At 57.8% G+C, this 7,077-nt stretch carries 7 protein-coding genes and 1 tRNA gene; 2 read left to right on the top strand and 6 right to left on the bottom strand.

What is annotated here, in order from left to right:
* Nucleotides 1-206, top strand: a 206-nt coding sequence (locus tag ECTHA_RS16390; protein ID WP_035368889.1) for a hypothetical protein, incomplete at its 5' end; no start/stop codon positions are given.
* A gap of 285 nt (nucleotides 207-491) precedes the next feature.
* Here the strand turns inward: ECTHA_RS16390 and ECTHA_RS0100775 are convergent.
* The 3 genes from ECTHA_RS0100775 to ECTHA_RS0100765 form a co-directional block, all read right to left on the bottom strand.
* Entirely contained in the window at nucleotides 492-1,424 is a 933-nt protein-coding gene (locus ECTHA_RS0100775; protein WP_026623419.1) for a GIY-YIG nuclease family protein, read from the bottom strand.
* Nucleotides 1,425-1,844: 420 nt separating this feature from the next.
* Nucleotides 1,845-3,299, bottom strand: coding sequence for a YfjI family protein (locus ECTHA_RS0100770; protein WP_026623418.1), 1,455 nt, complete (start codon nucleotides 3,297-3,299; stop codon nucleotides 1,845-1,847).
* 78 nt (nucleotides 3,300-3,377) lie between these two features.
* A complete protein-coding gene (locus tag ECTHA_RS0100765; RefSeq protein WP_244875608.1) occupies nucleotides 3,378-3,566 on the bottom strand; it encodes a helix-turn-helix transcriptional regulator in 189 nt (62 codons plus the stop codon).
* Nucleotides 3,567-4,687: 1,121 nt separating this feature from the next.
* On the opposite strand from ECTHA_RS0100765, the gene ECTHA_RS0100760 reads away from it, so the two are divergent.
* The gene (locus tag ECTHA_RS0100760) at nucleotides 4,688-5,008 is read left to right on the top strand and encodes a hypothetical protein (RefSeq protein WP_026623416.1); all 321 of its coding nucleotides are present in this window, start codon (nucleotides 4,688-4,690) and stop codon (nucleotides 5,006-5,008) included.
* A 202-nt stretch (nucleotides 5,009-5,210) separates the two neighbouring features.
* Here the strand turns inward: ECTHA_RS0100760 and ECTHA_RS0100755 are convergent.
* The 3 genes from ECTHA_RS0100755 to ECTHA_RS0100745 all read right to left on the bottom strand — a co-directional run bounded on the left by ECTHA_RS0100755 (nucleotide 5,211) and on the right by ECTHA_RS0100745 (nucleotide 7,041).
* Nucleotides 5,211-5,301, bottom strand: a tRNA-Ser gene (locus ECTHA_RS0100755).
* A 149-nt stretch (nucleotides 5,302-5,450) separates the two neighbouring features.
* The gene (csrA, locus tag ECTHA_RS0100750; protein WP_025281201.1) at nucleotides 5,451-5,654 is read right to left on the bottom strand and encodes a carbon storage regulator CsrA; all 204 of its coding nucleotides are present in this window, start codon (nucleotides 5,652-5,654) and stop codon (nucleotides 5,451-5,453) included.
* 157 nt (nucleotides 5,655-5,811) lie between these two features.
* Nucleotides 5,812-7,041 carry an aspartate kinase gene (locus ECTHA_RS0100745; protein ID WP_025281200.1) on the bottom strand — a complete coding sequence of 410 codons (1,230 nt, stop codon included), beginning with the start codon at nucleotides 7,039-7,041 and terminating at the stop codon, nucleotides 5,812-5,814.
* Nucleotides 7,042-7,077 lie beyond the last annotated feature (36 nt).

Here is a 7,077-nt window from a genome sequence, read left to right as displayed (position 1 = left end):
ACCACCACCACACCCTCACCATCCCGCTGCCAGGCCACTGGACCCCGGAACAGGCTCTGGCCGTGTGGGAACTGCTGGAGATCCTCACCGAGCATATCGGCCAGCGCTACGACCTCGCCCTGCAGGAAGCCTTGGCCGCCGAGCGAGCGCCCTCCATCGACACCCGCCAGACCTCCCTGTTCGACGACGAGCAGGATCCCTTCTGAGTCCTTGCCCCCGGGCGCGAGTCACCCAAGGCTCGCGCCCCCAGCTTCCCGCATCCGTTCACCTTCCAGGAATCTTCCACCCGAGGGCATAATCCGGGAAAACACTCGGCCTGTAGCCAGGATCTGTGTGGGAAAAGGGGCGTGGAATAATCTGGGAAACAACAACGGGCGCTGAGAATTCAGCGGGCTTGAGGCCAGTATTGGCCCATAACTGGTCAGCTGCGGCCCACAGCCGCTTCCCTACATCACCATTGACCAATGCTGCGTCTCCACTTCGTTTGGTTGCTATCCAGATTGGGTTTCGATGGCTGGTTCGGTCACCCGCTGATCCTGCCATGCCGCATAGCTTTGCCCAGAGTCTGCAACGACCCAGGCAATCCGGCCATTGGCCGTTCGCCCGGAAACCACGGCGGCTGCCGCACTGGGACTGGAAAACGCCTGGTCGTCGGTGAACACCATCTGGCCATGCTCCGGGCGCAGCACACCATCATCGCAGAGTTGCCGGAACAGGTTCTGGTACCCGCCTTCCGGTCCCCTCCATTCACTGCGGGCTTGGGAACCCTTGAGCACGAAAAACTCCCCATCAATCTCCTGGGCTTGGGCACGGATGCCGTGCCTTCGCAGTTCCAGGGTGAAGATGGGGGATCGTTCCGGCTCGGCTGAAATCGGCGTGGCGGCCGGTGAGGATGGGCGAGTGGTGTCTCTTAGGAAGTCCAGGCCCAACACCGGGAGCACTGTGCGAATCTGCTCCACGAAGAAGGCCATGTCCGCCTGATCTGATTCGGGTAGGCCGATGTATTCGTGGGCTGTGCCATTGACCATCGAGCACCGGCCCACATCCCTGGCTCGGCTGATCAACTGGCTCTCCAGGTACTTCACATGGGCCTTGGTCAGGTTCTGATCCTTGCTGGTGACCAGGCAGACTCGCTCCCAGAAATCCTTTCCGCCCTGCTCTTCCGTGCGGTTGTGCTGCTTGAGACGCTTGCCCACATCATCGGTTTCCCCGATGTAGACCAGGGGGCGCAGGCTATTGTCCGGGTCGGGGCCGATCAGGAAGTAGATGCCTGTCCGATTGCATTCCGGGCGCTTGACCAGTTCGGCCAGCTTGGTCCGTGGACCGATGATGACGTGACCGGTCCAGTTCATGATCTCGGCGGTGATCAGGCCTGTGGCGGTGCCGTCCACCAGGAACAGACGGATGCTGCGGCCCTGGGTCATGGGCAGTCCCGCCAGGGCAAAAGGGGCGCATCGGCCCCAGCAAGTCGAAGGCCCCAATCCGGACTGGGTCGCGGCAGATTTGAAGGGCAACACTCCTTGTCCATCTGGAACTCCTTGGGTCAGAACCAACAGGCGTGGTCGTTGATCACGGGTCCTTTATGCCACACGGGCAAACCCCCATCAACGGCCACGGCATTCTTTGGTCTTTCGTTTGACTCCGGTCATCTGATCGGTCGTCACACCAGCAGAGGGTCGATCTCGGTGGCGGTAGGCGATACTGGGCCATTGCGGCGGACTTCGGGGGATAAGTGATCAGCATTCAAGGAGATGGGCTGATGCTCTTTGCACCTTCACTTGCGGTGGTCAATACGTAGACAACCCTGAGCTGCTTTCAGCCCAGGGTTGGGTTGCATAGAGTTATTATTGTGCCACGGACATCAATTGCCACTGATCGTGCGCATAACCAGGATACAGGTCGATGATGGTCTTCTTAGTGACCAACCCTATACCTATCTCTCCGGTGCTAGCCATCCAATTAAGGAGAAGATTGAGTTTTCCTGATTTTCGAAGGGCATATGGCCCATATTGGCGCACATGATTCTTCCGGAGGTACCGAAATCCTTCCGCACGTTTTTGGCACAACCAATCGAGCAGAAGGAGATAGTCACGATACTCCTCCGAGGGTCTTCCAAAGAGCCGCAGGAACTCATTGGAGAACCAGAAGCAAATTAGTATCGCGTCGTCCAGTGTGCGTAATGACACCTTGCCCTCGAGACCGTATTCGGCGCAATGCAGCAGAACCGCCATTCGCGCGATATTATCCGCTAACTTCGACGCATGGTCACCATGTCCTTCGAAGCGCCCCCCAGGACATATCGCCCGTTCGATATCATTGGCAACCACAAACCACCGGCCTTTCGCATCGTCTGAGAACTCGATGATAGTTCTTGTGAAGTCGGATTTGGACAGCATTTCGATATTCTTGAGGAAGAGAGCCTCGACCCACTCATCGTATTCGGAGTTGCGAGCATCACCGACCTCCGTGACCGGCCGCATTCCTTGTGTACTCGCTGGGTAGGTAATGAGCGCTCGTGCAAAAAAACCGATACCACGTGCATTTTCACCTCCTTTGCCGACAAACTTCTGCATTACCTGTGGCTGCGCCTGCACGTACAGTGTCGTCCGGGGATTTACGACGCAATTGCCGCCAGTTTTTCGGTCCACGCGAACGGGATCCCCACCCCACAACGAGTTCCAGATAGACAATCGCTGGACTGCAGCCCCCGATAAAACTTCCTCGCCTTCGCTGGAGCGCAGAATCGTTGACTTGACCGCCTCTCGCCGGAACACATCAATAGCCGCAGCTGGCGTCACGTCGGTGAGTGTCCGCATTCCGGATCTTTGTGGGGCTACTGGCTTAAGTTGCTGGTGTTGGTAGAGCTCACCTATCACTTGTTCCTCGTCTTCGCGAGCAAGGTCGCGAAATAACAATTTATTCTTGGCCTGCCAAATCCGCAACTCCAGCTCGTATGCGGCAACGGCTTCAGCGAATTTGTGATCCTGGTTCGCTTCCAATTCGTCGAATCGATGGAAGACGAGACTGTCCACCGTTGTCTTACGCTCGCCTGACTCAGCGACCCCGATGAGATACAGGCTTGGGGGGATGAGTTGGCCATTCGGCTTTGCGACATCGACCAGATTTTGGATCAGACAGGATGCGATCGCCAAACCTCCTTGCGCGACCAATGGCGGCGGCGCATTCGTGATGTCGATAATTTGGCGCACCCTCTCCTGAAGGACACCACCACTCTGCACTTCGGGGAACGGGTACGCCACGGGTGTCATAGAAGTGTAGTAGACGTTCGAGTATTGCATGTTCACCTCGCGATTAGTTTTTGGGACGGTCGTCAGGCGCCCGACCGGAATAAGTTCACATCTTTGTCGGGGGCTCGGTTACCCCCGTGGGCGGCTGGCCAGCCATTCGAGGATCTCGCTCTGAATCCATCCGACGGCGGCACGACCCAGACGAACCGGTCGGGGAAACGTTGGATCGTGGCGCGGCGATCGGGGATCCATGTAGTCGTACACCGTTGACCGGGACACGCCGAGGACTCCGGTAACTTCTCTGATGCGCAAGATCATGACGTCGTTTTTGTGCATGGACTCGACTCCTGGTTGCCAAGTGGATTGGGTGTTGCGGGGCGCCTCGTGGAAAAAAGCGTAGGCGGCGACATATCCAACGGTCCACTCCCAAAAACTGGACATCACTATTGTCAGACCAGGGGTCTAATTTTTTTTCCTTGACGCGACCACCCAGGCATGATTGGTGCTGCAAGAGGTGGTTTTTCTGCAATACCTGCCGTGCACCTTGCTATTTCGCTACATGTAGCGGGAGGAAGCAGCGAAATTTGGCACGATCCTCACCCAGCCCCCCGTCGGCGAGCAGCTCGGCGCTACAACTAGATCGCCATCTGATCGGCGCCAGCGAAAAAACTCGACCCCAGCCGAATTCCCAGCGGACAAATCAAAAGATATCCAAGTCATTGATTATCATGACGAAATATAGATTTTCGATTTTTTTCCGGTACCACTCCGTAAATCCGAATTTTTACTCCTTGGAGGTCCCGCTGCCGCAGGAACACCTCTTGGATTAAGGGGCGTCGGTCAGCATCGACGGGTAAGCACGGACTGCCTGAAGAGAGTGGCGGGGAGGCTGTGGGCGATCGGATCAATGTTCTTCCGATGATTCGGATAAGCCCGCGCCGTCACAGCCGGACACCCTCACAAGATGTAGCCGCCGCTCCCTGCTCCCCTGCAGGACATTCATGGACGAAACGAGACACGGATCGCCAAGGCATCGAGTCACCAAGGGGCGGCCAACGTTTTCGCCTGTCCATTCTTGGGAGACGAAGGGGCTTTTCTTGCGGCCCCGGCCATGCGCGCCACGAGAGGGGCTTGAGACCGCCTCTCAGAGGGCTTGAGCGGACTTATGCCCACACCCTGGCGTAGGGCGGCCCATCGGCCTCCACCTAGGCCAGAGCGGTCCGAAACAAACCGAAATGGAGAGCGCGCGCCCGGACTGGCGACCCCGTGCTTGGCTGAAGTGAAGGCCAGGTTTCCAGGGGGCCTTGCCACCGCCCGCGAATCCTGACTTTGGATGTGATCCCCTTCCGATTTAATATCGTTAGCAGCTAACGCTTTTGGGAGTGAAGGGGATTATGCCTCGACGCAGACGGGTCAATGTGGGGGGATGGACGGGCGCTATGCAGGCGCATGAATACTGGTCGCGAGCGCTAAACCGGCCGGATGCAGACAAGGTAACCACTGATCTGAAATTGGCACGCAGCGCATTCAACGAGATCAGCACGATTACCGCTGAGGCGATGGAGGGATGGCTTGCACGTTGGCCCAATGCGATCGGATGGCGGCGTTACCGGGCGGCCATGCGTCAGGCCGAGCATTCACGTCAGCAGCTAACGAAAATCGCCTTGAGTCAACGGACCGGTGAAAGGCTGCGGCGTTTGGCCAAGCGGCAGGGGCTTACTATGGATCAGACGGTAAGTCGATTGCTTGATTTGGTGTAGAAGGGCGCTTGCTTGATGCCTGACAGGCTCTTGCAGCCTGAGCGTACCGCCACCAGCAGAGCTTTTACTGATCTCGAAGAGGAGTCCTAAGCCACCCGATCAATTCCCAGAGAAGCCAATGCAAAGGTGTGGGTGAAAGTGTGGGTCCTAATCTCTTTAAAAAGAAAAAAGCCCCTGAAAACAGAGGCTTAGTTTCTTGATTTGGCGGAGAGAGAGGGATTCGAACCCTCGATGGGCTTTTGACCCATACTCCCTTAGCAGGGGAGCGCCTTCAGCCACTCGGCCACCTCTCCGGGATGAGGACTTCATTTGAGGCCGCTATGGTACCTGCTTGATGAGCCTCCGTAAAGACCACTGAGCACCATCACCCGGAGAGGGTGGGGCGCCTTGCGAAACGCCCGCCCTACCCTGTCCGGGTTCGGTCATCCAGCTGGCATCATCTTCAGGGCTGGTTATTGTCAGCTACGTAACCATCGGGATCCTGCTCGCGCTGAATGCGCTCGTAGATTTCCTCCCGATGTACGGCAACATCTTTGGGTGCATTGATGCCGACGCGAACCTGGTTACCCTTCACGCCCAGCACGGTCACGGTCACTTCGTCACCGATCATCAGTGTTTCGCCTACCCGACGAGTAAGAATCAACATTTCCTTTTCTCCAATCTGAACTTCAATCACCTTGGTTTTATAGTAAACCAGACTCTATGGCCTGGTGCCAATCGGCCATCATGGCCGATTTCAACCTGGATGGAACTCAAGACACCGGATGTCCTCCGCCCGGAATCCTGGGCCCAGTCAATACGCATTACGCTGCAGGTGCCCTTTCCAGTTCAAAGGCATCGTGCAGCGCGCGCACCCCCAACTCCAGGTATTTCTCGTCCACCACCACGGAGATCTTGATTTCCGAGGTGGAGATCATGCGGATATTGATGCCTTCGGCCGCCAGGGCCTCGAACATCTTGCTGGCAATGCCGGCGTGGGAGCGCATACCCACGCCCACGATCGAGATCTTGACGATCTTCGGATCCCCCGAGACCTCGCGAGCACCCAGCTCCTCGGCCCGGGCGCTCACGATGCCCATGGCCTTGTCGAAATCATTACGGTGAACGGTGAAGGTGAAGTCCGTGGTGCCATCGGCTCCCACATTCTGCACGATCATGTCCACTTCGATATTGGCCTGAGCCACCGCGCCGAGAATGCGGTAGGCCACGCCGGGCTGGTCGGGAACGCCTGTCACGGTCAGCTGGGCTTCGTTCTGGTTAAAGGCGATTCCGGAAATGAGCGCCTGTTCCATGCTCCCTTCCTCAAAGGTGATGAGCGTGCCGTCTCCTCCTTCCTGGAAGGAGGATAGAACACGCAGAGGTACATTGTATTTTCCCGCAAACTCCACCGCGCGGATCTGCAGGACCTTGGAACCCAGGCTGGCCATTTCCAGCATCTCCTCAAAGGTGATGCGTTCCAGTCGCCTTGCCTGGGGGACGACGCGGGGATCGGTGGTATACACCCCATCCACGTCGGTGAAGATCTGACATTCGTCGGCCTTGAGGGCAGCCGCCAGGGCCACGGCCGTGGTATCGGAACCCCCACGGCCCAGGGTGGTGATATTGCCCGACTCATCGACTCCCTGGAAACCGGCGACGACCACGACCTTGCCGTCGGCCAGATCACGACGCACCCGGGCGCCATCGATCTCCTGGATCCGGGCCTTGTTGTGGGCACTGTCGGTGCGTATGTGTACCTGAGCACCTGTATAAGAGCGGGCCGGACACCCCTTGCTCTCCAACGCCATGGACAACAGGGCAATGGTCACCTGCTCGCCCGTGGACAGCAGCACGTCCAGCTCACGTCCGTCGGCGTCGCTGCGGATACCACGTGCCAGACCCAGCAGTCGGTCGGTCTCGCCACTCATGGCAGACACCACCACCACCACATCGTGCCCCTGACGACGTGACTGACTCACGCGATCGGCTACGTGCTGGATGCGTTCCACGCTTCCCACCGAGGTGCCGCCGTATTTTTGAACGATCAATGCCATAGTTTTTTACTTGGGTATCTGGTTGACATTAGACAA

This window comes from Ectothiorhodospira haloalkaliphila ATCC 51935, from assembly GCF_000633935.1.
Classification (GTDB): Bacteria; Pseudomonadota; Gammaproteobacteria; order Ectothiorhodospirales; family Ectothiorhodospiraceae; genus Ectothiorhodospira; species Ectothiorhodospira haloalkaliphila.
Note: the sequence above shows the minus strand (reverse complement) of the source record. Positions and strands in the feature narration are given on the sequence as shown.